The sequence below is a fragment of the Lysobacter sp. 22409 genome (assembly GCF_052045105.1).
Taxonomy (GTDB): Bacteria; Pseudomonadota; Gammaproteobacteria; order Xanthomonadales; family Xanthomonadaceae; genus Lysobacter; species Lysobacter antibioticus_B.
Genome location: NZ_JBQEOE010000013.1, coordinates 83,660 through 107,597 on the forward strand (window position 1 = coordinate 83,660; position 23,938 = coordinate 107,597).

The 23,938-nt window shown below is 67.9% G+C and carries 26 protein-coding genes; 16 read left to right on the plus strand and 10 right to left on the minus strand.

Annotation, left to right across the window (positions count from 1 at the left end):
- Positions 1-30: 30 nt before the first annotated feature.
- Positions 31-699 (minus strand): HTH-type transcriptional repressor FabR, encoded by a 669-nt coding sequence (gene fabR, locus ACTJJK_RS09100; RefSeq protein WP_440730029.1) that lies wholly within the window; start codon positions 697-699, stop codon positions 31-33.
- A gap of 97 nt (positions 700-796) precedes the next feature.
- Here fabR and ACTJJK_RS09105 point away from each other — a divergent pair, with 97 nt between their 5' ends.
- Together ACTJJK_RS09105 and ACTJJK_RS09110 are read left to right on the plus strand one after the other, a co-directional pair.
- Positions 797-1,903, plus strand: a complete 1,107-nt coding sequence (locus tag ACTJJK_RS09105; RefSeq protein ID WP_440730030.1) for a ferredoxin reductase — start codon at positions 797-799, stop codon at positions 1,901-1,903.
- Positions 1,904-1,910: 7 nt separating this feature from the next.
- Positions 1,911-3,059, plus strand: coding sequence for a fatty acid desaturase family protein (locus tag ACTJJK_RS09110; protein WP_440730031.1), 1,149 nt, complete (start codon positions 1,911-1,913; stop codon positions 3,057-3,059).
- 389 nt (positions 3,060-3,448) lie between these two features.
- On the opposite strand, the gene ACTJJK_RS09115 is transcribed toward ACTJJK_RS09110, so the two are convergent.
- A complete protein-coding gene (locus tag ACTJJK_RS09115) occupies positions 3,449-4,153 on the minus strand; it encodes a glutathione S-transferase family protein (protein WP_031372005.1) in 705 nt (234 codons plus the stop codon).
- 120 nt (positions 4,154-4,273) lie between these two features.
- Between ACTJJK_RS09115 and ACTJJK_RS09120 the strand changes: the two genes are divergently transcribed.
- A complete protein-coding gene (locus ACTJJK_RS09120) occupies positions 4,274-5,164 on the plus strand; it encodes a LysR substrate-binding domain-containing protein (RefSeq protein WP_031372004.1) in 891 nt (296 codons plus the stop codon).
- A 20-nt stretch (positions 5,165-5,184) separates the two neighbouring features.
- Here ACTJJK_RS09120 and ACTJJK_RS09125 read toward each other — a convergent pair whose 3' ends face one another.
- Positions 5,185-6,234 carry a pyridoxal-phosphate dependent enzyme gene (locus tag ACTJJK_RS09125; protein ID WP_223621766.1) on the minus strand — a complete coding sequence of 350 codons (1,050 nt, stop codon included), beginning with the start codon at positions 6,232-6,234 and terminating at the stop codon, positions 5,185-5,187.
- A gap of 126 nt (positions 6,235-6,360) precedes the next feature.
- The gene (locus ACTJJK_RS09130) at positions 6,361-6,837 is read right to left on the minus strand and encodes an Lrp/AsnC family transcriptional regulator (RefSeq protein WP_031372003.1); all 477 of its coding nucleotides are present in this window, start codon (positions 6,835-6,837) and stop codon (positions 6,361-6,363) included.
- A gap of 115 nt (positions 6,838-6,952) precedes the next feature.
- Here ACTJJK_RS09130 and ACTJJK_RS09135 point away from each other — a divergent pair, with 115 nt between their 5' ends.
- From ACTJJK_RS09135 to ACTJJK_RS09145, 3 genes are all read left to right on the plus strand, one after another.
- Positions 6,953-8,401, plus strand: a complete 1,449-nt coding sequence (locus ACTJJK_RS09135) for a M20/M25/M40 family metallo-hydrolase (RefSeq protein ID WP_440730032.1) — start codon at positions 6,953-6,955, stop codon at positions 8,399-8,401.
- Positions 8,402-8,481: 80 nt separating this feature from the next.
- The gene (locus ACTJJK_RS09140) at positions 8,482-9,099 is read left to right on the plus strand and encodes a glutathione S-transferase family protein (protein WP_440730033.1); all 618 of its coding nucleotides are present in this window, start codon (positions 8,482-8,484) and stop codon (positions 9,097-9,099) included.
- Positions 9,100-9,318: 219 nt separating this feature from the next.
- Positions 9,319-9,759, plus strand: coding sequence for a hypothetical protein (locus ACTJJK_RS09145; RefSeq protein WP_031372000.1), 441 nt, complete (start codon positions 9,319-9,321; stop codon positions 9,757-9,759).
- A gap of 33 nt (positions 9,760-9,792) precedes the next feature.
- Here ACTJJK_RS09145 and ACTJJK_RS09150 read toward each other — a convergent pair whose 3' ends face one another.
- The 3 genes from ACTJJK_RS09150 to ACTJJK_RS09160 all read right to left on the minus strand — a co-directional run bounded on the left by ACTJJK_RS09150 (position 9,793) and on the right by ACTJJK_RS09160 (position 11,983).
- Complete coding sequence (locus tag ACTJJK_RS09150) at positions 9,793-10,638, minus strand: sterol desaturase family protein (RefSeq protein WP_440730034.1); 846 nt, start codon at positions 10,636-10,638, stop codon at positions 9,793-9,795.
- Positions 10,638-11,147, minus strand: a complete 510-nt coding sequence (locus ACTJJK_RS09155) for an SRPBCC family protein (protein ID WP_051884937.1) — start codon at positions 11,145-11,147, stop codon at positions 10,638-10,640. The genes ACTJJK_RS09150 and ACTJJK_RS09155 overlap by 1 nt, the downstream gene beginning before the upstream one ends.
- Before the next feature lie 155 nt (positions 11,148-11,302).
- The gene (locus ACTJJK_RS09160) at positions 11,303-11,983 is read right to left on the minus strand and encodes an SIR2 family NAD-dependent protein deacylase (RefSeq protein WP_440730035.1); all 681 of its coding nucleotides are present in this window, start codon (positions 11,981-11,983) and stop codon (positions 11,303-11,305) included.
- 368 nt (positions 11,984-12,351) lie between these two features.
- Between ACTJJK_RS09160 and ACTJJK_RS09165 the strand changes: the two genes are divergently transcribed.
- The 3 genes from ACTJJK_RS09165 to ACTJJK_RS09175 all read left to right on the plus strand — a co-directional run bounded on the left by ACTJJK_RS09165 (position 12,352) and on the right by ACTJJK_RS09175 (position 14,944).
- On the plus strand, positions 12,352-13,878 hold the full coding sequence (locus ACTJJK_RS09165; protein ID WP_440730036.1) for an amidohydrolase family protein: 1,527 nt from the start codon (positions 12,352-12,354) through the stop codon (positions 13,876-13,878).
- A gap of 45 nt (positions 13,879-13,923) precedes the next feature.
- The gene (locus ACTJJK_RS09170; protein WP_051884936.1) at positions 13,924-14,214 is read left to right on the plus strand and encodes a hypothetical protein; all 291 of its coding nucleotides are present in this window, start codon (positions 13,924-13,926) and stop codon (positions 14,212-14,214) included.
- Positions 14,215-14,299: 85 nt separating this feature from the next.
- Positions 14,300-14,944 carry an HAD-IA family hydrolase gene (locus tag ACTJJK_RS09175; protein WP_440730037.1) on the plus strand — a complete coding sequence of 215 codons (645 nt, stop codon included), beginning with the start codon at positions 14,300-14,302 and terminating at the stop codon, positions 14,942-14,944.
- A gap of 25 nt (positions 14,945-14,969) precedes the next feature.
- On the opposite strand, the gene ftrA is transcribed toward ACTJJK_RS09175, so the two are convergent.
- Positions 14,970-15,971 carry a transcriptional regulator FtrA gene (gene ftrA, locus ACTJJK_RS09180; protein WP_031371993.1) on the minus strand — a complete coding sequence of 334 codons (1,002 nt, stop codon included), beginning with the start codon at positions 15,969-15,971 and terminating at the stop codon, positions 14,970-14,972.
- A gap of 95 nt (positions 15,972-16,066) precedes the next feature.
- On the opposite strand from ftrA, the gene ACTJJK_RS09185 reads away from it, so the two are divergent.
- From ACTJJK_RS09185 to ACTJJK_RS09200, 4 genes are all read left to right on the plus strand, one after another.
- Complete coding sequence (locus tag ACTJJK_RS09185; RefSeq protein WP_031371992.1) at positions 16,067-16,471, plus strand: rhodanese-like domain-containing protein; 405 nt, start codon at positions 16,067-16,069, stop codon at positions 16,469-16,471.
- Between the two features lie 396 nt (positions 16,472-16,867).
- The gene (locus tag ACTJJK_RS09190) at positions 16,868-17,296 is read left to right on the plus strand and encodes a RidA family protein (protein WP_031371991.1); all 429 of its coding nucleotides are present in this window, start codon (positions 16,868-16,870) and stop codon (positions 17,294-17,296) included.
- 200 nt (positions 17,297-17,496) lie between these two features.
- Positions 17,497-18,051: an HD domain-containing protein gene (locus ACTJJK_RS09195; RefSeq protein WP_031371990.1), complete on the plus strand. Its 555-nt coding sequence runs from the start codon at positions 17,497-17,499 to the stop codon at positions 18,049-18,051.
- Positions 18,052-18,126: 75 nt separating this feature from the next.
- Positions 18,127-19,008 (plus strand): aldo/keto reductase, encoded by an 882-nt coding sequence (locus tag ACTJJK_RS09200; RefSeq protein WP_031371989.1) that lies wholly within the window; start codon positions 18,127-18,129, stop codon positions 19,006-19,008.
- 70 nt (positions 19,009-19,078) lie between these two features.
- Here ACTJJK_RS09200 and ACTJJK_RS09205 read toward each other — a convergent pair whose 3' ends face one another.
- Together ACTJJK_RS09205 and ACTJJK_RS09210 are read right to left on the minus strand one after the other, a co-directional pair.
- Positions 19,079-19,618: an SRPBCC family protein gene (locus tag ACTJJK_RS09205; RefSeq protein ID WP_031371988.1), complete on the minus strand. Its 540-nt coding sequence runs from the start codon at positions 19,616-19,618 to the stop codon at positions 19,079-19,081.
- An 18-nt stretch (positions 19,619-19,636) separates the two neighbouring features.
- Positions 19,637-20,071, minus strand: a complete 435-nt coding sequence (locus tag ACTJJK_RS09210) for a YciI family protein (RefSeq protein WP_031371987.1) — start codon at positions 20,069-20,071, stop codon at positions 19,637-19,639.
- Between the two features lie 265 nt (positions 20,072-20,336).
- Here ACTJJK_RS09210 and ACTJJK_RS09215 point away from each other — a divergent pair, with 265 nt between their 5' ends.
- The 3 genes from ACTJJK_RS09215 to ACTJJK_RS09225 all read left to right on the plus strand — a co-directional run bounded on the left by ACTJJK_RS09215 (position 20,337) and on the right by ACTJJK_RS09225 (position 23,911).
- A complete protein-coding gene (locus tag ACTJJK_RS09215) occupies positions 20,337-21,392 on the plus strand; it encodes an alpha/beta fold hydrolase (RefSeq protein WP_031371986.1) in 1,056 nt (351 codons plus the stop codon).
- 256 nt (positions 21,393-21,648) lie between these two features.
- Positions 21,649-22,554, plus strand: coding sequence for a phosphogluconate dehydrogenase (NAD(+)-dependent, decarboxylating) (gnd, locus tag ACTJJK_RS09220; RefSeq protein ID WP_440730038.1), 906 nt, complete (start codon positions 21,649-21,651; stop codon positions 22,552-22,554).
- A gap of 118 nt (positions 22,555-22,672) precedes the next feature.
- A complete protein-coding gene (locus ACTJJK_RS09225) occupies positions 22,673-23,911 on the plus strand; it encodes a DUF1624 domain-containing protein (RefSeq protein ID WP_440730039.1) in 1,239 nt (412 codons plus the stop codon).
- The last annotated feature ends 27 nt before the right edge of the window (positions 23,912-23,938 follow it).

Sequence of the window (23,938 nt, forward strand, 5' to 3'; positions counted from 1 at the left end):
AGCGTCAGATCGAAGCCGTTGAACGGAGCGCTAGTTTCCGGCGTTCGCCGCTTTCCCCACGGCCGCCATCGCCCGCGATCCCGCCAGGATGATCCGCACCATCGTGCTCATCTGTTCGATGAGTTCGTGGTCTTTCTCGCGCGGCATGTCCATCGCGGTGGCGCCCATGGCGAATACCAGGCGGGTGATCGAGCGTGCGACCAGGGCCGGTTCGTGCAGGGTGATCTTGTCGATCGCGGCCAGGCGGATCAGGTCGACGCGCAGTTCTTCCTCGAAGAACGACAGCTCGCGGTCGACCGCGCGCTTGAAGGCGTCCGAGCCGACCGTGCCCTCGCGCAACAACACATGCAGCAATTTGTCGTCGGCGCGTAACTGTTCCATGAAAGCCTCGATGGAACTGCGCACGATGCTGCGCCGGGTCGCGGCGCGGTGGCGTGCCTCGCCGACGATCTTGCGCAACGACTGGCCGGCCAGGTCGATCAGGGCCACGGCGAGTTCGTCGGTGTCGCGGAACTGGCGGTAGAAGCTGTTCGGCGCGATGCCGGCCTCGCGGGCGACCTCGCGCAGGCTCAGGCTCGACACGCTGCGGTGCGGCCCGACGAGTTTGAGCGCGGCGGCGATGAGGTCCTCGCGCGAAATCGTCGCCTTGCGGCCCGGGTGCGAATCGACATCTATGTCTGAATGGAGGCGTTGGCTCACGGGGCTGGCACCAGGACGATGGCGAACATGATACTCCCGGCACGGTATTAATATACGGTTGTGCACACATCTGTGCTCATATGTGTATAGTGCCGCCATGAACGCTGCTCTTCGTCCCTCCCGCGCCCGCCCGCACAGTCGCCTCAAGCGCCTGATTGCGCCGCTGGTGGCGCCGCAAGTCTTTGATTTCTGGGCCTCCCGCTTCCATCCGACCTGGACCTGGGAGCGCCCGCTGGCGCGCATCGTCGCCCGCGAGCCGGCTTCGGCCGACGCGGTGACCCTGCTGCTGGCGCCTAACCGGCACTGGGCCGGCTGCCGGCCCGGCCAACATTTGATGATCGGTGCGCGCATCGACGGCGCCCTGGTCTCGCGCAGCTACAGCGCGGCGCAAGCGCATCGCGCCGACGGCCGCATCGCGATCACGGTCAAGGCGATCGAAGGCGGCAAGCTCAGCCGCCATCTGCACGACCACGCGCAGGTCGGCGACGTCCTCGAAATCGGCGCGGCCTTCGGCGAGATGACCTTGCCCGAGCGCGCCGACGGCGCATGGTTGTTCCTGGCCGCCGGCAGCGGCATCACCCCCTTGATGTCGATGGTGCGCGAGCTGGCGGCGAAAGGCATGCCGGCCGAACTGACCCTGCTGTATTGGGCGCGCCGCCGCGAAGAGCTGTGTTTCGTCGATGAGTTGCGCGCGATCGCTGCAGCGCATCCCGGCTTCCGCGTGCGCTTTCTGCTGACCCGCCAGGAACCGCTGCATGCGGACGAAGCCGCGGGTCGCATCGATGCAGCCTTGTTGTCCGGATTCGTACCCGATCTGGCCTCGCGCCAGGTCTATGCCTGCGGCCCCGGCGGTTTCGTCGACAGTGCACGTGCGCTGTCGCAGACCCAGGCGCGCTCGTTCGCGGCCGAAGCCTTCACCCCGCCGCCGCGCACGCTCGACGAAAGCGGCACCGTCGAAGTCACCCTGGCGCGCAGCGGCCGCACCCTGCAACTGCCGCGCGGCCAATCGCTGCTGACCGCGCTCGAAGCCGAAGGCCTCAAGCTCGCGTCCGGCTGCCGCATGGGCCTGTGCAACACCTGCTCCTGCGGCAAGCGCTCAGGCAGTACCCGTCATCTGCATACCGGCGACGTCCAGGACGAACCGGTTTCCGCGCTGCGCCTGTGCGTGAACAGCGCCGGCAGCGACCTCGTCCTCGATCTGTGATCCGTCCATGACCCGTACTTTCCGCAATCGCGCGCTGACCCCGCAGGAACTCGACCGCTTCGGCGAAGAGCTCGACGCGCTGCGTGCGCGCACCGTCGCCCAGATCGGCGGCGTCGACGCCGCCTACATCCGCCGTGTCGTCGCATCGGTGCGCTACACAGGGTTGTTCGGTCGGTTGTTCCTGTATGTCGGCGCCCTGGGCCTGGCACTCGGCGGCGCATTCGTGACCTGGATGATGGTGCCGGCGTGGATCCTCGGCACCTTGCTGCTGGGCCTGTCGAAAATCCTCGAAAACATGGAAGTCGGCCACAACGTCATGCACGGTCAGTACGACTGGATGCGCGACCCGCACCTGGACGGCAAGACCTACGAGTGGGACATCGTCGCCACCGGCGACAACTGGCGCAGGACCCACAACTACCAGCACCACACCTGGACTAACGTGCGCGGCATGGACGACGACATCGGCTACGGCCTGTTGCGTCTGTTCCCCGAGCAACGCTGGCGGCCGTTCTATCTCGTCCAGCCGTTCATCGCCGTGGTGTTCGCGCTGCTGTTCGAGTGGGGCGTGGCGATACAGGATCTGCGCCTGGGCCGCTGGCTGACCGGCAAGACCAAGCACAAGGCGATGTGGCGCAAGTTCGTGCCGGTCGGCCGCAAGATGGGCAAGCAGATGCTCAAGGACTACGTGTTGTTTCCGCTGCTGGCCGGTCCGTTCTTCCTGCCGGTGCTGCTCGGCAACGTAGTCGCCAACGTGATGCGCAACCTGTGGACCTATACGGTGATCTTCTGCGGGCATTTCACCCACGACGCGGAAGTGTTCCCGAAGGAATCGGTGCGCAACGAATCGCGCGGCCATTGGTATCTGCGCCAGCTGCGCGGCTCGTCGAACCTCAGCGGCGGCAAGTGGATGGACCTGATGACCGGCAACCTCAGCCATCAGATCGAACACCATTTCTATCCCGACATCCCGGCCTGGCGTTACGCCGCGATCGCGGTGGAAGTGCGCGATATCTGCGGCCGCTACGGCCAGCATTACGACACCGGCTCCTTGCCGCGTCAGTTCGGCGAAGTGGTCTGGCGCATCCTGCGCCACGCCTGGCCGAGCCGCCCGCGCGGCCGCAGGGCGCTGGTGCGGGCCGAAGCGCAGGCTTGAGGCTGCGGCTGTCGGTCGACGCGGGTTTGTTTGCTGCGGCTATGGCCGCGGGAACCGCAACGACAGCAACAGCAACGACAGCAACAGCAACAGCAACAGCAAATCCCCCGCGCCCGCTGTGCGGTCGCCGCCCCCTTCTAAAAGGGGGCTACGGCATTAGCGGGGTGAGTGGGGTGCAGCTATCGCTGGAAGAAACCAGCGCTGGACAGCAAGGCGCGAGCTTCCGCCATCTAACTTCCAGAGCGGGCCAACCCAGCGAAGTCTAAGTTCCAGAGCGATTCGACCCACCGAGGTCGCCCCCCCTTTGAAAAAGGGGGGCAGGGGGGATTTGCTCTGCACTCCGAAACAGCGGCAACGACTCTGCCGCCGTTGCCGCCAATCAATCCCCATCAAGCCGCGCGCTTCAACCCGGCCGCCGCTTCCAGGCCGATCTCGCCCTCGAAACCGCCGCTGCTCGTTGCCGGGCGTTGGTCTTCGATGGCATGGGCGAAGATCACCGCCGGGTCGGCTTCGAGCTTGTCGTACAGACGCTGCAGGTTCGGGTAATTGCGGCGGTCGACGACGGCGTGGTACTTGGTCCAGCGCGCGATGCCGATGAAGTAGGCGTCGGCCAAGGTGCGCTGTTCGCCGAGCAGCCAGGGCTTATCGCCCAGCATCTTTTCCAGTTCGGCATGCGCGCGCTCGACCTTGGCGCGGCCGTACTCGGTCAGCGCGGCCTTGGTGGCCGGGTCCACTTCGTGTTCCAGCACATGCCACAGCGAGCTGAAGGCATTGAAGAAGGTGGTGTTGAGGAAGGCGAGCATGCGGTTGAGCTCGTCGAACCCGCGGCTGCCCTGCTCGAAGGCGATGCCGCTGGCGACGGCGCGGGCGCCGATGTGGTTGAGGATCGCCATGCTCTCGACGACCACGTCGCCGTTCGCGCTCATCAGCGAGGGCGTCTCGCCGACCGGGTTGATCGCGCGGTAGGCGCCGGTGTGGATCATCTCGGGCATTTCGACCCGGACCAGGCGATAAGGCAGGCCGGACCATTCGAGGGCGACGATGGAGCCGAACGAGCAGCCGGACGGAACGCCGTAATAAAGGATCGGGGACATGAGTTTCTCCAGTGAGGGGTAGGCCCGACTTGCGGGGTGAGCTCACTGTATTTGTGTGGACTTTGGCTGTGTAGTCGGTCAAAAGTGGACGCAAAGTCTCTGTATGTGTACTTTGCCCGCATGCTGAATCTCAACGATCTGGTCCTGTTCGCCGCCGCGGTCGAGCACGGCGGCTTCGCCGCGGCCTCGCGCCGGCTCGGCGTGCCCAAGTCGACGGTCAGCAAGCGCGTCGCCGCGCTTGAAGACGAACTCGGCGTGCGCCTGATCCATCGCACTTCGCGCAGCTTCACCCTCACCGAAACCGGCCGCGCTTTTCACGAGCATGCGCATGCGGCCTTGATCGAGACCGAAGCGGCGCAAGAAGTCGTGCGCAGCCGCGTCGCCGAGCCCAGCGGCAAGGTGCGCATCACCGCCGGCGTGCCGACCGCGCAGGACTATCTGGCGCCGCATTTGCCAGCGCTTGCGCGCGCCTATCCGCGCCTGCACGTGCAGCTCGACGTCACCGACCGTTTCGTCGACCTGGTGCAAGAGGGTTACGACATCGCTGTGCGCAGCCACTTCGCGCCCTTGCCGGACTCGGGCCTGATCCAGCGCCAGGCCCTGGTCGAATCGATCGTGTTGGTCGCCGCGCCGTCGTATCTGGCCGAGTGCGGTTGGCCTGCGACGCCGCAGGAATTGGTTGCCCACGATGCGCTGTTGACCGGGCAGTCGTCGGCCACGATGTGGAATCTGTCGAATGACGACGGCGACAGTGTCCAGGTCGCGCCGATCGCGCGGATGACCGCGAACGAGAGCCGGGTGCTGTCGACCGCGGCGGTGGCCGGGCTCGGCATCACCTGTTTGCCGGAGCGGATGTGCCGTGCCGAGCTCGACAGCGGTCGGCTGGTGCGGGTGCTGCCGGAGTGGATTGCCGGGCGCGTCGCCACGACCTTGGTGATGCCGCACCGGCGCGGGCAACTGCCCGGGGTGCGGGCGACGGTCGAGTTCCTGATCGATTGCCTGAAAGTTTGATCGATCCGGTATCGCCGGCGTCAGTCGCGAAGCGCGGCGTCGCCTTCGCTGATCACCAACAACACCCGGCTGTCGCCATCGAGCGCATGCGCCGCGCGCAGCGTGGGATCGGCCGAGGCGCGCAACAGGCCGGCGAGTCCCGCGGCACCGGATGCGGTGCTGTCCGGGCCGCCGGCCTCGCGCAGGGCAGCGATGGCATCGCGCAACATCGATTCGTCGACGCTCAAACCGCGTGCACCGTGACGCAGCAACACCGCCAATGCCGGCGCGGAGGCGAGCCCGCACGACAGCATCTCGGCGGAGGTGTGCAGATCGCCATCGACAGTCACCGGCTCGCCGGCTTCCAATGCACGCGTCACGCACGCGGCCGAGCCGGGTTCGACGACCACGATGCGGGCCGGCGCGCACAACTGCGAGCGCAGGCCGTCGGCCATCGCCGCGGCCAAGCCGCCGACGCCGGCCTGGACGAAGGCGTGGCTCGGCGGCCCGCCGGCGTGGTCGGGCCACTGCCCGGCGAGCTCGCGCGTCAGCAGGCCGTAACCGTGCATGACATCGGCGACGACGGTGTCGTCGGCATCGCCACTGGTGTCGGCGATCAACACGCCTTCGCCACGCCCGGCTGCGGTTGCCGCGACGAGCACGGCATCGTCATAGCTGCCGTCTACGCGGACGACGTCGCCGCCGAGCGCTTCGATGCGCGCGGCGCGGCGTTCGTCCACTGCGATGGGCAGATAGATCCTGGCGCGGGCGCCGACGCGTTGCGCGGCCGCGGCGACGGCGAGGCCATGATTGCCGTCGCTCGCGCATATCAATTTCATCGGCGCGGGGCCCTGCCGGCAGTGCCGTTGCAAGACATCCAGCGATTCGGCGCCGGTGGCGCGGGCGAGCGCGCGCAGGCCGGCGGTCATGCCGCCGAGCGACTTGAAGTTGCCGAGCGGGCGTTCGTTCTCGGCCTTGGCGAAAACATGGGCGACGCCGCAGCGGCGCGCGAGCGCCGGCAGTTCCAGCAAGCGGGTCGGGCGGTAGTCCGGCCACAGTTGCGCCGGGTCGATCATCCACGGGGTGGTCATGGCGCCAGTGTGGCGGCGGCCGCGCGAGGGTGCGCCGCGAATCGGGGCGATGTTTGCGGCTAAACCGCGCATGCGCATCGGTGCGCGGCGAAAACGGGCGCGCCGGCGCTCAGCCGGGGCGCGCCTTCATTCCTCGTCGTCGAGCGCGACCGGAATCGTCAGGCCGCGCTTGACCAGGCTCAAGGCGACATTGGTGGTGAAACGCTTGATGTTGGGGTTCTCGCCGACCATGCGGATCATCAGCGCGTCGTAGCTTTCGGTGTCGGGCGCGGTCACCACCAGCACGAAATCGGCCTCGCCGGTGACGTAGAAGACCTGCTGCACCTGTTCCTCGCCGGCCAGCCACCGACGCAGCTGCGCCAATAATTCCGGGCGCTCGCGCTCGACCTGCAAGGCGACGATGAAGAAAGTCGGTTTGCCGACCTGCTTGGGGTCGACCACCGCCGCCTGGCGCACGATCACGCCCTGCTCGCGCATGCGCCGCAGGCGGCGCTGGATCGCCGACGGCGACAGCGCGACCTGTTCGGCGAGTTGCTCGGCGGTCTGGCCGGCGTCCTCCTGGACCAGGTTGAGCAATTGGCGGTCGAAGCGGTCTAGTTTCATGGTCCGGGCATCTTAGTGGGCGAGTCCGCCGAAAAACCGCAAGCGGCAGTGGCCGATCGCGGCGAAAGCGCGCGGCCGCGCCGCTAGCATTTTCGCCTCATCCCGAGGCGACGTCATGGATTTTCCGAAGCTGCAACTGTTCGTCGATCGTATCTGGCCGGCCGAGATCCTGCCGGCCTTGTGCGAGTACATCGCGATTCCCTGCGAGTCGCCGGCATTCGACCCCGACTGGGACGCGAACGGCCATATGCAGCGCGCGGTCGAGCTGATGACGGGCTGGGCGCGCGAGCGCCTGCGCGAGGTGGCGGGCGCGAGCGTGGAAGCGCTGCGCCTGCCCGGGCGTACGCCGCTGATCTTCATCGACCTGCCGGCGGTCGGCAGCGCCGGCGCGCCGGTGTTGATCTACGGCCATCTCGACAAACAGCCGCCGATGGCGGGCTGGGCGATGGGGCGCAGCGCCTGGGCGCCGAGCCTCGAAGGCGATCGCCTGTATGGCCGCGGCGGCGCCGACGACGGCTATGCGATGTTCGCTGCGATCGCCGCCGTGCTCGGTTTGCGCGAGCAAGGCCTGGCGCATCCGCGCTGCATGATCCTGATCGAAGCCAGCGAGGAATCCAGCAGCATCGATCTGCCGGCGTACATCGAGCATCTCGCGCCGCGTCTGGGCGTACCGGGCCTGATCGTCGCCTTGGACGCAGGCTGCGGCAACTACGAGCAGTTGTGGACGACGAGTTCCTTGCGCGGCCAAGTCGCCGGCACCCTGAGCGTGCGCGTGCTCGACGACGGCGTGCACTCCGGCGATGCCTCAGGCATCGTGCCGTCGAGTTTCCGTATTGCGCGGCGTTTGTTGTCGCGGCTCGAAGACGCCGACAGCGGCGAGGTCATCGCTGAGTTCCAGGCCGAGATTCCGCCGGCACGGCGTGCCCAGGCCGAGACCGCGGCGGCGGCCCTGGGCGAGGGATTGGTCGAGAGCTTTCCGTTCCATCGCGACACCCGGGCGGTCAGCGAATTGCCGGCCGAGCTCGTCCTCAACCGCGCCTGGTGCGCGCAACTGGCGATCACCGGTCTCGATGGCCTGCCGACGGTGGCTCAGGCCGCGGCGGTGATGCAGCCGTTCACCGCGCTCAAGCTCAGCCTGCGCCTGCCGCCGACGTTGGATCCGGTGGCTGCAGGACGACGCCTGAGAACCTTGCTGGAAGCCGACCCGCCGTATCGCAGCGAGGTGTCGTTCGCGATCGATTTCACCAGCCCGGGCTGGCATGCGCCCGTGGTCGCGCCCTGGCTGGAAGCCAGCCTGGAGCGCGCCTCGCAACTCGCCTTCGGCCGGCCCAGCGCCCTGATCGGCGGTGGTGGCGGCATTCCGTTCCTGGCCATGCTCGGCGAGCGTTACCCGCAGGTGCAGTTCGTCGTCACCGGCGTGCTCGGGCCGCAGTCCAACGCACACGGGCCGAACGAATTCCTGCACCTGCCGAGCGCGCGCCGCATCACCGCGGTAGTCGCGCAACTGCTGCACGATGCCGGCGAGCCGCGCTTACCACCAGCTTCCGCAGCGTTTGCGGCGTAACGACGCCAAGCCGGTACGTGCACGCAGTCTTTTGTGCACGCTGTCTTTCACTCACCTGGTCATCCCGTAAAGGCCTCCTCATGCAACTGCTCTATCAGACTCACTCGCCGTACGCGCGCAAGGCCCTCGTGTTCGCCCACGAAGCCGGCCTGGCCGGGCGCATCGAGGTCGTGCACCACGAGACCAGCCCGACCCTGCGCAACGAAGCGGTGTATGCGCAGAACCCGCTCGGCAAAGTACCGGTGCTGATCCGCGCCGGCGAGCCGGCGATCTTCGATTCCGACATCATCTGCGCCTATCTCGACACCCTGCACGACGGCCGGCCGCTGATTCCCGCGCAGGGCGAGGCGCGCTGGCATGCGCTGCGCTGGCAGGCGGTCGCGCAGGGCCTGGCCGACGCCGGCATCAAGGTGCGCTGGGAAACCGTGCGCCGTCCGGAAGCCTTGCGCTATCCGGCCTTGCGCGACGGCTATACCGAGAAACTGATCGAGAGCTACGACTGGCTGGAACAGGAGCTGGACGTCGATGCACCAGTCCACGTCGGCCACATCGCCGTCGCCACCGCGCTGAGCTGGCTCGAATTCCGCGAGTTGCCGGACTTCCGCGAGGGGCGCCCGCGCCTGGTCGCCTGGTTCGATGCGTTCGAGCAGCGCACCTCGATGCGCGCCACGCCCTTGTCCGGCGACACCCACGACTGAGCACCAGCCCCCATTGCGAAGCATGGTGGCCTACACCGCGCCGCGACTGCGTTCGATCAGGTAGGCGCGGCGGTCGTCGCGCCGGACAGGGGAATGCGGATGCAGGCGGCCGGACAGGTCCGCCGAGACATCGCGCAATGCCGCGCCGGGTGCCCGCCCTGCGTAGGTTCCCTTCTGTCGACCAGATCGCGCCGCCAGGCGCCCGAGCAGGAGTGGACCATGCACAGGATCTTCGGCGGCCTGATTTCGGTGATCCTGCTCGGCGTCTACGTCCACCTCATCACCGTGGCGGTGGAGGTGGTGAACTGCGGCGGCGCCCCCAACTGCACGGTGTTCAACGACGGCATGGCCCAGGCGTTTTCGGTGATCGGCGGCTTGGTGTCGGCGCTGGTCATCGCCGAGCTCGCGATCGCCAAGCCGGGCGAGGCGCCCGGAACCCGCGTGCTCGATTCCGGCGCTTCGGTCGGCGCGGTGCGCACGGTCACCATCGTCTCGGTGGCGTTCGTGCTGGTGTGGATCGGCGCGGGGCTGACCGCCTTCATGGTCGGGCTGTACCACCCGAAGGGGCTGCCGGTGCTGACCACCCACGGCCAGGCCTGGCTCGGTCTGGCGGTGTCGGCGGCCTATGCCTATTTCGGACTTTCGCCCGGCGGTCGTTGAGCGTCGCCGCCGGAGTCGGACGGCAGGGCGCCGTCAGTCGCGCGGTTGCGTATGCGACAGCGCCCGCTCCGGCGGCCCGAACAACTGTCCGACCACACCGCGCAGATCGCGCGCGCGCCAGGCGTCGCCGAACATCGCGACCCATTCGTGGAACGTCAGGCGGATCGGGTTGTGCCCGCGCACCTGGCCGACGATGCCGTACTCGCAGGGCACGTCCGCGTCTTCCTCGGTGTAGGTGCCGAACAATTTGTCCCAGACGATCAGCACACCGGCGTAATTGCGGTCGATGTACTGCGGGTTGCGCGCATGGTGGACGCGGTGATGCGAGGGCGTATTGAAGACTTTCTCGAACCAGCCGAGCTTGCCGACCGCCTGGGTGTGGACGAAGAACTGGAAGCCCAGGTTGATCGCGACCACCGCGACGATATGACGGGGCTCGAAACCGATCCAGGCTAAGGGCAGCCAGAACAGCCACATGCCGGAAATCGGATAGGTCAGGCTCTGCCGGAACGCGGTCGACAGGTTGAGCCGTTCGGAAGAATGGTGGGTGACGTGCGAGGCCCACAGCCAGCGCACGCGGTGACTGCTGCGGTGGAACCAGTAATAGAAAAAATCCTGGGCGACGAACAAGCCGGCGATGGTCCACCACGACGCCGGCGGCAGTTCGAACAGGCGGTGGGCGTAGACGGCGTAGTACAGGCCGATCACCAGCAGCCAGGCGATGGCGTCGCTGGCCTGGTGCATCAGCGCCAGCGCCGCGTTCGAAAGAGTGTCGCGCAGGCTGTATTGCTCCGGCCGGCGCTTGCGCCAATACCAGGCCTCGACGCCGATCAGCAGCAGGAAGACCGGCGCCATCGCCAGCAGTATCCACTCCTGCATCAATCGCGCTCCCGTCGCCAGGCGGTTTCCAGGGCCTCGGCCATGCGTTCCAGGCATTGCCGCATCGCCACCTGCATGAAGCCGTGCAGCAAGGGCCAGGCGAACGGCCAGGCCAGGGCATTGGTCAGCTCGAAGTCGTAGCGCCAAAGCACGCGGGTGGAGGTCGGTGTGCCGGCCGAACGCTCGATCGATTCGGCGGCGAAGGTCCAGTCGGCGTGGCCTTCGCGCGCGAGCCAGGCCAGCGGCCCGCGGAACCCGCTCAGGGTATAGGCGTGGCGGCGCGGCGGATCGAAGGCGGTGATGCGCTCCATCAGGCGCGAGCCGTCCTGGTTCTCCAGCGTGCGCATGCTGCCGACCGCGGGCGGCGCCAGCGGGGTGATGCGGCGCAGGCCGGGAATCGGGCCGTAGCCTTCGAACAGGGCCGGGAAGCGCTCAGGATCCAGGGCCAAGGCGAATACCGCCTCGGGCGTGGCGGAGATGCTGCGTTCGGCGAGTAGGGAGACGCGCATTCAGCGAGTCTAGAAGGTCGCGCGCGACGAATCCATACGGCGGCGCAGGTTCTGCGTGGACGGTCGCGATTACCTGGCGGACGGGGCCATGAGGGTCTGCCGGCCGGCTATCGATCAGCCGGCTATCTATCGATCAGCGGGTTATCGACTCGCGCTCAGCGCAGCCATTCCTCGACCAACGGCGGTACCACCGCGGTCGCCGTGCCTTGCAGGAACCGATAACCGCGAGGCACCTCCTGCAGCTCGGGCGAGACGAAGCAGCGCTCGGCCGAGAACGGGGCATACGCGACCAGGCCGGCGGCCGGGTAGACGCTCAACGAGGTGCCGATCGCCAGCACCTTGGCCGCGGCCGAGAAATGCGCCTCGGCCTCGTCCATGTGGCGCACGGCTTCGCCGAACCAGACCACGTCGGGGCGCAGCTGGCTGCCGCGTTCGCACAGGTCGCCGAGTTCGATCAGCGGGCGCTTGAGCGGATAGATCCGTTCCGGCGCGACGGTATTGCGCGCCTTGAGGATTTCGCCGTGCACGTGGATCACCGTCGACGAACCGGCGCGTTCGTGCAGGTCGTCGATGTTCTGGGTGATCACCACGACCTCGTACTTCTCTTCGAGCCGGGCGATGGCCAGGTGGGCGGCGTTCGGTCGCGCCGCGAGCACGCCCTTGCGGCGCTCGTTGTAGAAGCGCAGCACGGTGGCCGGATCGCGTTGCCAGGCCTGCGGCGAGGCGACGTCTTCGAGGCGGTACTCGTGCCAGAGTCCGCCCATGTCGCGGAAGGTCTTGAGCCCGCTCTCGGCGCTGACGCCGGCGCCGGTGAAGACGACGATCTTGTCTTTCACGACGGTGCCCGCTCGGTCGACGCGATGAATCCGTTGCGATGAACCCGATGAGTGGCGTGTTGCATGACTCGAACCTGTTGCCGGAGAAAGCGGAGGCGCAGCTCCGGACAGGAGGATATCCGAGACCGCCGCCCGCCGTTTTCGCGGCAGCCGGGGCGAGCGCTTGCGGATGCGGCCGAACCGAGGGGCGGAGGGAGCTAGGGTGGCGAGAGCTAGGGTGGCGAGCGCTTTCAACCCTGGCGCCGGTCCGTGCATCTGTCGTTGGCGCGGGCGTGCCGGTCCGCGTGCGACCTGCGGCCGATGCCGCCGGATCGGCCGTCTACTATCGTCGACGGATCATCGGCACGAGAACGAGCCAGGAGTCGGGAATGATCGCTTACTTGTTGGCCTTGACCTTGGGGGCCACGAATCCTGCGGGCGCGACCGCCGCCGGCGCCGCCGACACGGCCCCGGCGCAAGCGGCCGGCACCTGGCTGGTCTCCGACGTCACCGTGATCCCGGCCGATACCGACGAGGTGCTGCCGCACCGCAGCGTGCTGATCCGCGACGGCCGCATCGTGCGGATCCTGGCACCGGGCGCGAAGGCGAAAGCGCATGGCGCGACCACCATCGACGGACGCGGCAAGTACTTGGTGCCCGGGTTCGTCGATGCGCACGTGCACCTCGCCAACGAAGGCGCGATCCGCGACAGCAAGGACCCGAGGATCTCCACGATCGATCTTGGGTCGGCGCATCGCTACGACCGCCAGGTGATGCTCGGCTTGCTCAAGGCCGGGGTGACCGGCGCGGCCAATCTCGGCGGTGGCGCGCGCAGCGACGAAGACCTGCTGTGGCTGCGCGAGGAAATCGCCGCCGGCCGTATCGCCGGGCCGCAGTTGTATGTCGGCAAGCGCATCAACGGCCCGCGCGCTGCGGTCTCTGTGCAACCGGCCGCAACGGTGCCGGCCTCGAAGCCGGAGGCGCCGACCACTGCCGCCGACGGCGCCGCGGCGGTGCGCCAGGCGCGCGAGCGCGGCTACGATTTCATCAAGCCCTATCAGTTCCTCAATCGCGAGACTTATCGAGCGGTCGTCGACGAGGCCGGGCGGCAGGGCATGATCACCAGCGGCCATCTGCCCGAGCTGGGTTGCGCGAGCTGCGCCGACCGCGCCTTCGCCTTCGCCCATCCGATGGACAACATCGCCCACAGCGAAGAGCTGACCCGCTACGCGCGCATCGGCTCCGATCTGGCGCCGCGCGACCTCGACGCGCTGGCCGATGCGGTCGCCGAACGCAAGATCGCGGTCACGCCGACCCTGGTCACGCTCAAGACCATCGTCGGCATGTACGTGCAGCGCGCGGTGCCGCCGGTGCCGGGCGATTGGGCGGCGCGCGTCGATCCGGTCACCCGCATCGACTGGGCGCCGCCGGCCAACCGCTACCTGAGCCAGGCCTTTCGCGACCAGGACGGCGCCGATACCTTCTCGGCCGGCTACGACTTCGCCCGCGTGCTGACCCGGCAGTTGTGGAAACGCGGCGTGCCGCTGACGGTCGGCACCGATGCGTCCCTGCCGGGCCTGGTCTTCGGCGTCTCGGTGCAGCAGGAAATGATCGAACTGCGCGAGATCGGCCTGCGCCCGATCGAGGTGCTGCGCGCGGCCTCGATCAACGCGCATCGTCTGTTCGACCCCAAAGGCGGCAGCGGCGCGGTGCGCGAGGGCGAGCGCGCCAATCTGGTGTTGCTCGACGCCGACCCGCTGGCCGACCTCCACAACGTCGCCAAGATCGCCGGCGTGTTCGCGCAAGGGCGTTGGCTGCCGATGGCCGAGATCGACCGCCGTCTGGACGAAGGGCGGGCCTTCGAGCAGGCATTGTCGCGGCAGATCCAGGCGCATCCGGCGCATCCGGCCGACTGAGCGCCGCGGCTTACACTCACCGCCGCGGTCGGGCAAGATCGCAGCATGGTCTGCGAACATCTGCGCCCGCTCGAACACGCCCTGGCCGCGGCCGGCATTGCGGTCGGCTTTCGCGGCCAGGCCTGGTCGGAGCAATGCCGCGAATGGGTGTATTACTCGGCGGTGCTCGACATGAAATCGATTCGTCCCTACCTGCCGGACTGCGTCGAGCCGCACGAGAACCTGGACCCGCGTTCGGGCCAGGAGCGCGGCTTCTATTGCACGCAATGCCACGACGCGGTCATGGGCCTGCTCAAGGGCGGGCGCAAGTTTCGCATGCCGCCGCGCAAAGCCTGATCGCGCGCGGGCGCGTGCTTGCCGCGTCGTATTCATCGCGTCGCTGCCCGTGGCGAGTCGCCGCGGACGCGCGGATAATCGCGGCATGAACGACCACGGCCTCGCTACGGCCCAGGCGCCGGGCTATGCGGCGTTGTTGATCGATTTCGACGGCGTGCTGCGCCGATGGCCGGCCAGCGACGATGCGATCGAAATCGCCCACGGCCTGCCGATCGGCAGCCTGCGGCGCATCGCCTTCGTGCCGGCCTTGCTGGACCAGGCGCTGGCCGGCCGCATCACCGACGAGCAATGGCGCGAGCAAGTGGCCGAACGCCTGCGTGCGAGCTATCCCGGCAGCGAGGCGGAGGCCGCGGTCGGGCAGTGGTCGCAGCCTTGCGGACAGCTCGATACCGAGGTCATGGCCTTGCTCGACGACTGCCGTCCCGATCTGCGCCTGGTCCTGGTCAGCAATGCGACCACGCGGCTGGCGCGCGACCTGCAGACGCACGGGCTGAGCGAACGCTTCGACGCCGTGGTCAACTCCAGCGAACTCGGCTTGCTGAAGCCGGAGCCAGAGATCTTCCGTGCGGCGTTCGCCCGCGCCGGGGTCGAGGCACGGCAGGCGCTGTTCGTCGACGACGACCCCGACAACGTCGCCGCGGCGGTGGCACTGGGCGCGCGCGGCTTGCGCTATCGCGACTGCGAGGGGCTGCGGGGTTGGCTGGAGGCCGCCGGCGTGTTGCGCGACTAACCGGGTCGATGCGGGTTAGGGCGACTTAGCGGTTCGCAGCCGCTGAGGCGTCGCGGGCGAAGCGCTCGCGGTAATCGCGCGGGCTCAGCCCGAGCTTGCGGCGGAAGTGATGGCGCATGGTGATGGCACTGCCGAAGCCGGTGCTGCCGGCGATGCGGTCGATCGCCCAGGCCGTGGTTTCGAGCAGTTCGCGCGCGCGGTCGACGCGCGCCTGGATCAGCCAGTCGGCCGGAGTCATGCCGGTGCTCTGCTTGAAGCGGCGCATGAAGTTGCGTTCGCTCATCGCGGCCATGTCGGCGAGCACCGCCACCGGCAGCGGTTCGGCGAGGCGCTTGCGCATGCGTTCGAGCAAGGGCGACAGCGCGTTGTCGGCCTCGCGCTCGATCGGGCGGTCGATGTACTGGGCCTGGCCGCCTTCGCGGTGCGGCGGGATCACCAGGCGGCGGGCGACGTGGTTGGCGATCTTCGGCCCCCAATCGCGGCGTACCAGGTGCAGGCACAAGTCCAGGCCGGCGGCGCTGCCGGCCGAGGTCAGCAGGCTACCTTCGTCGATGTACAAGGCATTCGGATCGACACGGATGCGCGGATAGCGCTCGCGCAGGGCGTCCACATAGCGCCAGTGCGTGGTCGCGCGGCGTTCGTCGAGCAGCCCGGTCGCGGCGAGCGCGAACGCGCCCGAGCAGATCGACAGCAGGCGCGCACCGCGCGCATGGGCTTCGCGCAGCGCTTCGACGATGCGTGTCGGCACCGCGGCATCGATCGAACTCCAACCGGGAATGATCACCGTACCGGCGCGCACCAGGCGGTCGAGTCCGCCATCGGCGGAAATCTTCAGCCCGTACTGGCCGCGCAAAGGGCGGCGTTGCGCGGCGCAGGTCTCGAAGCGGTACCAGCCCGCGCCGAGTTCTGGCCGCGCCAAACCGAACACCTCGGCGGCGCAGGAGAATTCGAACGCGCACAGGCCGTCGTAGGCGAGTACGGCGACGCGCGGGTTGGTGGGGCCGGGGCGGGGTGTCGACTTCGGCATGATTTGATCGATGCTTGGCATTCCTGCCAATAGTGGCCGGAGCCGGCCGCGCCGACAATGGCTGCACCTCCTCCCATCGTTTCCCGGAACCCGCCATGCGCAACGCCGTCACCGAGATCCCTGCCGCTGCGTCCGAGCTGGCCCTGCAGCACTTTCAATCGCAGTTCGCCTTCGAGACCGATTGCTGGGATACCCACGAAGCCTTGCAATCGGGCGCGCCCGGTTTCGTCCTGATCGACGCGCGCAGCCCCGCGCTTTACGCGAAAGGCCATTTGCCGGGCGCGATCAGCCTGCCGCACCGCAAGATCATCGCCTCGAAGATGAGCGCGTACCCGCCCTCGACCCTGTTCGTGGTCTATTGCGCCGGGCCGCATTGCAACGGCGCGGCGCGCGCGGCGGTGCGCCTCGCTCAGCTGGGCCTGGCGGTCAAGCTGATGGCCGGCGGAATCACCGGTTGGCTAGACGAAGGCTTTGCGCTGAATGTCGGCGACAGGCCCTGAAACCTTCGTCGGGACGCAGGCTCCTGCCCGACGCCACGCTGCCCGATCCACACCGCACTCCCCCTTTGTTGAGGGGGGCGGGGGGGATTTGCTCTTGCTCTCTCTGTCGCCTCATCGGCTGAAGCAAATCCCCACGCGCCGGCGTGCCGGGCTTCGTGCGCTTCGGGCGTGGCCCCGTTACCAAAGGGAGCAAAGAAGGCGCGGGCTTCGTCTGCATCCAGCCATCGATGCAGGCCGATGGCCACGCTGACGAGACCAGCCGAGCCGGCGGATGTCACAGACCGATGCAGTGAATCGTCGTGAGCTAGAGAGCGAGTCGAAGCGCCGCACTGACCGTCGTATTGAATATGACGGCGATCGACCGCAGCTCGATAACCCCACATCGAAGGAATCGCAATGAACGCTGCAAACCCGAAGCCGGTCCTGATCCTCAGCAACCCGGCCGGTCTCTACGATCCCGCCCCCAATGGTTACTCGCACGTGGCCGAAGTCGCCGGCGCGGTGCGCTGGGTGTTCGTCGCCGGGCAGGGCGGCGAAACCGCCGACGGCGCGCTCGCCGACGATTTCCAGGCGCAGGTGCGCCAGGCCATGCACAACTTGGTCATCGCGTTGAGGTCGGCCGGCGCATCGCCGTCGGACGTGGTCAAGCTGACCGTGTTGATCGTCGATCACAGCGAAGCGCGCCTGCATACGTTCGGCGCCGAACTGGCCGCGGCCTTCGGCAGCGAGCACCGCCCGACCTGCACCCTGATTCCGGTGCCGAGACTGGCGCTGGACGGCATGCTGTTCGAGATCGAGGCGCTCGCCGCCGTCGCGGCTACGTAAGCGCAGCGAGGGCGCGCAAGCGTTTCTCAGCGGAAACATTGCGCCGGGACCGGCGCGGCTGCGGCGGTCTATAATGGCCGCAGCGGCCGTGCCGGTTCGCAGCCCGCGAACGACCCGTCGCCGTCCCCTTTCCGATTCCCGCCGCGCAGCCGATGCTGCGTGGCGCGAGCCGCTGGGCGGAGACCTGCAAGGAGCAGCTCATGCACACGACCCATGGATTGTTGATTCGCGCCGCCGCCTTCGCGGCCGAGCGCCACCGCCATCAACGCCGCCGCGATGCCGAGGCCTCGCCCTACATCAATCACCCCATCGCCCTGGCCGACGTGCTGGCCAACGAAGGCGGCGTCGACGACGCGAACGCCTTGTGCGCGGCCTTGTTGCACGACACCGTCGAGGACACGCAGACCAGCGCGGCCGAGATCGAAGCGGCGTTCGGCGCGCGTATCGCCGCCATCGTGCTCGAGGTCAGCGACGACAAGTCGCTGCCCAAGGCCGAGCGCAAGCGCCTGCAGATCGAGCACGCGCCGCAGCTGTCGCGCGAGGCCCAGCTGATCAAGCTGGCCGACAAGATCTGCAACTTGCGCGATCTGCTCGCGCAACCGCCGGCGGATTGGCCGGCGCAACGCAAGCAGGATTATTTCGATTGGTCGGCGCAGGTCGTCGCCGGCGTGCGTGGTGTCCACCCGGGTCTCGAGGCGGTGTTCGACGAGGTGCATGCGCGCGCGGGCGAACTGGTCGAGCGGCAGCCGGCCTGATCGCCGAGGCGGTGCGGACTTCTGCCGCCGCGGGCGACCCCCTAGACTGGGGTCTTTCGACTTCGGCCCCCGCCCATGTCCCATCCGGATCCGTTCCTGTCTCCGATCGTCGCCGGCGCCTGGCGCATGGCCGAGTGGAATTTCGACGTCCAGCAACGCCTGCACTGGATCGGCGCGGCCCTGGATCTCGGCATCACCAGCTTCGACCACGCCGACATCTACGGCGACTACGGCGTCGAGGCCTTGTTCGGCGAGGCCCTGGCGGCGAATCCCGGATTGCGCGAGCGCATCCAGATCGTCAGCAAGTGCGGAATCAAGTTGACTTCGGCGCAACGCCCGTCGCACCGGGTCAAGTCCTACGACACCTCGCCCGAGCACGTGATTGCTTCGGTCGAGAATTCATTGCGCGCGCTGCGCACCGATCGCCTCGACCTGTTGTTGATCCACCGCCCCGACCTGTTGATGGACGCCGATGCGCTCGGCCGTTGTTTCGACGAGCTCAAGGCGGCCGGCAAAGTCCTGCAGGTCGGCGTGTCCAATCATTCGCCGTCGCAACTGGCGCTGCTGCATTCGCGGCATTCGCTGGCGACGCACCAGGTCGAACTCTCGCCGCTGCATCTGGCGGCGCTGGACGACGGCACGCTCGACCAATGCCAGACCCTGGGAATGCGGCCGATGATCTGGTCGCCGCTCGGCGGCGGGCGTTTGTTCAGCCAGGGCGATGCCCAGGCCGTACGCGTGCACGAGGTGTTGGCCGCGCTCGGCGAACGCTACGGCGCCTCGGTGGCGACGATGGCCTATGCCTGGTTGCTGCGGCATCCGTCGCGGCCGTGGCCGATCACAGGCAGCGGCCGCGTCCAGGGCCTGCGCGATGCGGTCGCGGCGCTGTCGATCGAGCTCGATGCCGAGGACTGGTACCGGATCTGGCAAGCCGGCGCGGGTCGCGAGATCGCCTGATCGGAGCGCGAAACGACGAAGGCCGCATCGCGGCGGCCTTCGTGGGTAATCCGTTGCCGGACTGGCGCGCTCAGGCGCGCGCCTGGCCTTCGGCGATGCTCTTGAGTTGCCTCAGGCCGTCCTCGAACTGAGCGCCGAGCACCTTGTCCATGTTCATGAGCAAGCCCACCGCCTTGAACATGAAGTTCTTCTCGCCGCTCATCGACCAGGTCACCTCGGTCTTGTCGCCGACCGGCTTGAAGGCGAACTCGGCGAGGTTGGTGGCCTGGAAGGGCTTGCGGAACGCGAGCTGGATCCGCATGCGTTCGCCGGGCCGGCTTTCGAGTACAGTCGCGCGGCCTTCGCCGGCGTCCTTGTTGCCGGCCCAATCGTAGATCGCGCCTTCGCCGATGGCCGGGCCTTCGTAACGACGCTGCAGGTTGGGGTCGAGCTTCTCGTACGGGGACCACGCCGGCCATATGCGGAAATCCTCGACCTGGGCGAAGGCCACGGCGGGCGGCGCATCGACGACGATGCTGCGGGCGATGCGGAACTTCGATGGCTGCAGGGCGGCGATGATGGCGAACACGACGACGAGTACGACGATGACGAGCAAGATGATCTTGAACATGCGGGTGTCTGCTTAAGTTTAGAGGGAAGGGATGGGGCTCAGGATGCCGCGATTCTGCAACTGCTCGAAGCCTGCGGCGGCCTGCTGCACGTCTTCGGGAAAATCTTCCATCTCCTGGACCTGACGCACTTCGATGGTCTCGTTGTCCGAGCCCGGGCAGCGCGTGGCCCAGGCGATCGCTTCTTCGCGCGAGGCGACATCGATCATCCAGTAGCCGCCCAGCACTTCCTTGGCTTCCGGGAACGGGCCGTCGGTGACCTTGGGCTTGCCGCCGGCGAAGCTGACCCGCGCGCCCATCGACGGAGGGTGCAGGCCGTCGAGCGCGATCAACACGCCGGCCTCCTGCAATTCGCGGTTGTAGGCCATCATCGCCTCGACCGCTTCTGCGCTCGGCAAGGTGCCGGCTGCGGCGGATTCGTAACCTTTGGGAATCATCAGCATCATGAAGCGCATCGGGGTATCTCCTGGGGATGTCGTTATGGGAAGCGGCGGCCGTCCGGTGTCGTAGCGTGTTGCGAAGCCGCGCTCTTGTAATGACGACGAACCGGCGACCGCCGGATCGACACGTTCGCGAAAATATTTTTTGCAGCTGCCGTCGGCGCATCCGGGCAGTGCTGCGGAACTGAATCGCATCTGTCTCGGCCGCCGCGGCCCCCATCTCGCTGCGGCGCACTCCTGCTTACCATCGCCGCTTCATTGACCGAAGGCGAGGGCGGTAATGAGCAGTCCGAACAAGACCTGCGGCAGGCTGGCGACGGCGCTGCTGGCGACCGTGGCCTGGGCGGCCGGCGCGGCCGATGCGCCGCCCGGGCCGACAGCGAAAGCCGTTCCGGATCTGGCCTTGGACGCCTACGCCGAACCCGCGCAGCGGGTCGACATCGGCAAGGGGCGCCATCTCAATCTGCGCTGCAGCGGTCAGGGCGAGCCGACGGTCCTGTTGGACGCCGGTTTCGCTGCGGATTCGCTGTCCTGGGCCAAGGCGCAGCCGCTGATCGCCGAACGCAACCGCGTCTGCGCCTACGACCGCGCCGGCGTCGGCTACAGCGACCCCGGCCCGCTGCCGCGCGATCTCGATGCCGACGTCGCCGACCTGCATGCCTTGATCGAGGCGGCCGACCTCGATACACCGTTGATCCTGATCGGCCATTCCTATGGCAGCCAGGTGGTGCGCCGTTTCGACGAGCGCTATCCCAAGCAGGTGGCGGCGCTGGTGCTGGTCGACCCGCCGGTGCAGAACGTCGCCGAATTTTCCCCCGGCTATGCCCAACGCGAAGCCGAGATCGCGCCGAAGATGCTGGCGATGTACCGCAGCTGCGAACAGGGCGCGCGGGACGGTCGGCTGACCGCGACGCCGCCGGCCGAACTCAAGTCCTGTCTGCGTGGGCCGAATCCGAACTACAGCGAACGCTTGAATGCGGCGATCCTCGCCTGGCGTTCCAAGCCGGCGTTCTGGGCCGGGTTGATCTCGGCCTCGGAACACCGCGGCGCGCTGTACGACGGGCCGGTGCCGAAGAGCGAACGCCACGACGGCAAGCCGGTGATCGTGTTGAGCGCCGACCGGCCTTATCCGGGCGCCTCGCCGAAAGACCAGCAGTCCCTCAGCGCGGCCCGCGAACAGACCCACACCGCCTTGATCGGCACCACGCGCCTGGGCAAGCGGGTCATCATCGAGAACAGCTCGCACGACATCCCCGTCGACCAGCCGAGCGCGCCGGCGATCGCGGTGTTCGAGGCGATGCAGATGCGCCAGCGGGCGAAGACCGGCAAGGACTAGATGGCCGCATCGGCGGCGCGATCGGGCCGATGCGATCGATGAGGCGCCGAGGTTCGTGTCGATGCCAGGTCGTGTCGATGCTGGACCGGAGCGTTGCGCATGCTGCGATTGCGACGTTTCGCTTTGCGTCCATCTTCTAGGCGATCACACCCGATTTGCATCGCAGACGCGACAATGGCGTCGACCCGGTCGCCAACGCGCACCGGAACCCGATGGATTTCGGCGTCTGCCGTCCGAATACAACAAAGGAGACATCATGGATCTGGGCATGGTCGGTCTGGGGCGCATGGGCGCCAACATGGCCGAACGACTGGTGCGCGGCGGACATCGAGTGGTCGGTTTCGACCCCGGTCCGGCGGCGCGCGAGCAGGCGGTGACGCGCGGCATTGAGGCGACTGCTTCCCTGCGCGAACTGGTTGCGGCCTTGCCGGCGCCGCGCGCGGTCTGGCTGATGGTGCCGGCCGGCGCAGTGGTCGACTCGACCCTGGCCGAACTGCTGCCCTTGCTCGCCCCCGGCGACAGCGTGGTCGACGGCGGCAACTCCAACTACAAGGACAGCATGCGGCGCGCCGCCCAACTCGCCGAGCACGGTCTGCACTATGTCGACTCCGGCACCAGCGGCGGCATCTGGGGCCTCAAGGAAGGCTATAGCCTGATGATCGGCGGCGACGAAGCCGCGGTCGAACGCCTGCGTCCTATCCTCGAGACGCTGGCGCCGGCCGCGGATCGCGGTTGGGGCCGGGTGGGGCCCAGCGGAGCCGGCCACTTCACCAAGATGGTCCACAACGGCATCGAATACGGTCTGATGCAGGCTTATGCCGAGGGCTTCGCGATCATGGGGCACAAGGCCGACTTCGGCCTGGACCTGCACCAGATCGCCGAGATCTGGCGGCACGGCAGCGTGGTGCGCTCGTGGTTGCTCGACCTGAGTTCGGACGCGCTGGCCAAGAACCCTTCGCTCGACGGCATCGCGCCCTATGTCGAAGACTCGGGCGAAGGCCGCTGGACCGTCGCCGAGGCGATCGATCTCAACGTCTCGGCGCCGGTGATCACCGCTTCGCTGCTCGAACGCCTGCGCTCGCGCGACAAGGATTCCTTCGCCGACAAGCTGCTGGCGGCGATGCGCAACGAATTCGGCGGCCACGCCATCCGCAAGGAGTAAACCGGTCTGGCCGGCGCCGCGATGGCGCCGGCCAGGGCCGCGGTAACGGTGCGGCCGGTGCCGGTGGCGGGCCCGCGCAGGCGCTATGCTCGCGGCCAGGCCATCGGAAGCCGCCGCCATGCCGAGTACGCCGTCTACCGTCGCCGCATCGGATCGGCCCGATGCCGATTCGCCCTCATCCGCTCTCGGCCCGCCCCGCCTCGGCGCAGCGCGCCTGGACATGGTCGATGCCCTGCGCGGTCTGGTGATCGCGTTGATGGTGCTCGACCACGTGCGCGACTACTTCCACTGGCAGGCGTTCGTGTTCAGTCCGACCGACCTGGCCAAGACCACGCCGTTGTTGTTTGCGACACGCTGGGTCACCCACCTGTGTGCGCCCAGCTTCGTCCTGCTGGCCGGCGTGTCGATCTTCCTGCAACAGGCCGGCGGCGCTTATCCGCGTCCGGCGCAGTCACGGTTCCTGCTCGGCCGCGGCCTGTGGCTGATCGTGCTGGAACTGACCGTGATCGTGTTCGGCTTCAACTTCGTCTGGCCGTTCCTGTTCCTGCAGGTGATCTGGGCGATCGGCGTCGGCATGGTCTCGATGGCGGCCTTGATCTGGCTGCCGCGCACGGCGGTGCTTGCGCTTGGCATCGTCATCATCGCCGGGCACGGTTTGCTGGCGGGATTCGACCCGAGCCGATGGGGGGCGCTGGCGCCGCTGTGGACCTTGGCGATGCGGCCCGGCGCGGTGTCCGGTCTCGAAGGCTTCGTCGCCTATCCGGCACTGCCCTGGGTCGGCATCCTCTGCCTCGGCTATGGCCTCGGCCCGCTGTTCTTGTTCGATGCGCCGCGGCGCCGGCGCGTCGTCGCCGCGCTCGCGCTGGCGATGCTGGCGGCGTTCGCGATCCTGCGTGCCGGCACCGGCTTCGGCGATCCCTCGGCGTGGCAGCGCCAGGCCGACCCGCTCTTCGATGCGATGGCCTTCGTCAACGTTTCCAAGTACCCGCCTTCGCTGCTGTATGCCTTGGTCACGCTCGGCGTATCGCTGTTGGCGATGTTGGCGTTGGAGCATTGCGCGGGTCGGTTACGGCGCGTGCTGCTCGCATTCGGCCGCACGCCCTTGTTCACCTACCTGCTGCATATCTATCTCGTGCACGGCCTGGCCTTGCTGGTCGGCGTCGCCAGCGGCATTCCGGCGGCGGTGTTCGTCGGCATTCTCGGCAACGCCGGGCGCATCGCCGAATCGGGTTGGGGGGTGAGCCTGCCGGCGGTATTCGGGCTGTGGCTGGGCGTGCTGGCGGCGCTGTATCCGCTGTCGCGCTGGTTCGCCGGGGTCAAGGCGCGGCGCCGCGATCGCTGGCTGAGTTATCTCTAGGCCTACGACGATCGTCGATCTGCGAAG

Bases quoted from the DNA above. Each gene is read 5' to 3' on its own strand.
- ACTJJK_RS09105 (WP_440730030.1), top strand. From the start codon at position 797: ATGAACGCTGCTCTTCGTCCCTCCCGCGCCCGCCCGCACAGTCGCCTC.
- ACTJJK_RS09110 (WP_440730031.1), top strand. From the start codon at position 1,911: ATGACCCGTACTTTCCGCAATCGCGCGCTGACCCCGCAGGAACTCGAC.
- ACTJJK_RS09115 (WP_031372005.1), bottom strand. From the start codon at position 4,153: ATGTCCCCGATCCTTTATTACGGCGTTCCGTCCGGCTGCTCGTTCGGC.
- ACTJJK_RS09120 (WP_031372004.1), top strand. From the start codon at position 4,274: ATGCTGAATCTCAACGATCTGGTCCTGTTCGCCGCCGCGGTCGAGCAC.
- ACTJJK_RS09125 (WP_223621766.1), bottom strand. From the start codon at position 6,234: ATGACCACCCCGTGGATGATCGACCCGGCGCAACTGTGGCCGGACTAC.
- ACTJJK_RS09130 (WP_031372003.1), bottom strand. From the start codon at position 6,837: ATGAAACTAGACCGCTTCGACCGCCAATTGCTCAACCTGGTCCAGGAG.
- ACTJJK_RS09135 (WP_440730032.1), top strand. From the start codon at position 6,953: ATGGATTTTCCGAAGCTGCAACTGTTCGTCGATCGTATCTGGCCGGCC.
- ACTJJK_RS09140 (WP_440730033.1), top strand. From the start codon at position 8,482: ATGCAACTGCTCTATCAGACTCACTCGCCGTACGCGCGCAAGGCCCTC.
- ACTJJK_RS09145 (WP_031372000.1), top strand. From the start codon at position 9,319: ATGCACAGGATCTTCGGCGGCCTGATTTCGGTGATCCTGCTCGGCGTC.
- ACTJJK_RS09150 (WP_440730034.1), bottom strand. From the start codon at position 10,638: ATGCAGGAGTGGATACTGCTGGCGATGGCGCCGGTCTTCCTGCTGCTG.
- ACTJJK_RS09155 (WP_051884937.1), bottom strand. From the start codon at position 11,147: ATGCGCGTCTCCCTACTCGCCGAACGCAGCATCTCCGCCACGCCCGAG.
- ACTJJK_RS09165 (WP_440730036.1), top strand. From the start codon at position 12,352: ATGATCGCTTACTTGTTGGCCTTGACCTTGGGGGCCACGAATCCTGCG.
- ACTJJK_RS09170 (WP_051884936.1), top strand. From the start codon at position 13,924: ATGGTCTGCGAACATCTGCGCCCGCTCGAACACGCCCTGGCCGCGGCC.
- ACTJJK_RS09175 (WP_440730037.1), top strand. From the start codon at position 14,300: ATGAACGACCACGGCCTCGCTACGGCCCAGGCGCCGGGCTATGCGGCG.
- ftrA (WP_031371993.1), bottom strand. From the start codon at position 15,971: ATGCCGAAGTCGACACCCCGCCCCGGCCCCACCAACCCGCGCGTCGCC.
- ACTJJK_RS09185 (WP_031371992.1), top strand. From the start codon at position 16,067: ATGCGCAACGCCGTCACCGAGATCCCTGCCGCTGCGTCCGAGCTGGCC.
- ACTJJK_RS09190 (WP_031371991.1), top strand. From the start codon at position 16,868: ATGAACGCTGCAAACCCGAAGCCGGTCCTGATCCTCAGCAACCCGGCC.
- ACTJJK_RS09195 (WP_031371990.1), top strand. From the start codon at position 17,497: ATGCACACGACCCATGGATTGTTGATTCGCGCCGCCGCCTTCGCGGCC.
- ACTJJK_RS09200 (WP_031371989.1), top strand. From the start codon at position 18,127: ATGTCCCATCCGGATCCGTTCCTGTCTCCGATCGTCGCCGGCGCCTGG.
- ACTJJK_RS09205 (WP_031371988.1), bottom strand. From the start codon at position 19,618: ATGTTCAAGATCATCTTGCTCGTCATCGTCGTACTCGTCGTCGTGTTC.
- ACTJJK_RS09210 (WP_031371987.1), bottom strand. From the start codon at position 20,071: ATGCGCTTCATGATGCTGATGATTCCCAAAGGTTACGAATCCGCCGCA.
- ACTJJK_RS09215 (WP_031371986.1), top strand. From the start codon at position 20,337: ATGAGCAGTCCGAACAAGACCTGCGGCAGGCTGGCGACGGCGCTGCTG.
- gnd (WP_440730038.1), top strand. From the start codon at position 21,649: ATGGATCTGGGCATGGTCGGTCTGGGGCGCATGGGCGCCAACATGGCC.
- ACTJJK_RS09225 (WP_440730039.1), top strand. From the start codon at position 22,673: ATGCCGAGTACGCCGTCTACCGTCGCCGCATCGGATCGGCCCGATGCC.